Source organism: Methylopila musalis, from assembly GCF_042679725.1.
In the GTDB taxonomy this organism is placed as follows: Bacteria; Pseudomonadota; Alphaproteobacteria; order Rhizobiales; family Methylopilaceae; genus Methylopila; species Methylopila musalis.
In genome coordinates, this window is the sequence record NZ_JBHTMX010000395.1 from 1 (window position 1) to 855 (window position 855).

Annotated in this window: 1 protein-coding gene; it reads left to right on the plus strand. The window is 76.6% G+C overall.

Annotation, left to right across the window (positions count from 1 at the left end):
• Positions 1–855: molybdopterin molybdotransferase MoeA (locus ACFQ4O_RS17905; RefSeq protein ID WP_378777777.1), on the plus strand; the 855-nt coding region annotated here is incomplete at both ends.

Consider the following 855-nt stretch of genomic DNA (forward strand, 5'->3'; position numbering starts at 1 on the left):
GGGGCGGCTCGCGGCCGGCTCCGAGGGCCTGCGCGGTCGGCTTTCGCCGGGCGAGGCGGTCCGCATCTTCACCGGCGCGCCGCAGCCGCCGGGCGCCCGCGCCGTGGTGATGCAGGAGCGGGTGGACCGCGACGGCGACGCCATCGTGCTGCGTGGGCCGCTAGAGGAGGGTGCGAACGTGCGTCGCCGCGGCGAGGACGTGGCCGAGGGGGACGTGCTGGTTCCCGCGGGCGCGGTGATGGACGGCCGCCATCTGGCGATTCTCGCCGCCGCCGGCGTCTCCCGCGCGATGGTGCGGCGGAAGGTGGTGGTGGGGCTGCTTTCCACCGGCGACGAGCTCGCCGAGCCGGGCGCGCCGCTGAAGCCCGGGCGCATCTACGACGCCAACCGGCCGATGCTGGCCGGGATACTCACCCGCCCCGCCTACGAACTTGTGGACCTCGGCGTGGCGCCGGATGAGCCGGAGGCGCTGACCGCGCTGCTGCGGGAGGCGGGCGAGCGCTGCGACGTGATCGTGACCAGCGGCGCCACCTCCGTCGGCGACGAGGATCATCTTGCGGCCGCGGTCGCAGCGTCCGGCGGGTCGCTCGGCCTCGCCAAGGTCGCGATCAAGCCGGGCAAGCCCATCGTCGCGGGCCGGGTCGGCCGGGCGGCGCTGGTCGGCCTGCCGGGAAACCCGTTCGCGGCGCTGGTGGGCCACATGCTGATCGGGCGCGTGGTGCTGGAGCGGCTGGCGGGGGTGGCGGCGCGGCCGCTGCGCCCTCTGACCGTGGAGGCGGGCTTCTCCCAGAACGGACCCGGCGGCCGCACCGAATTCGCCCCCGCGGTGCTCGACGGCGTCGGGCGCGGCGGCCT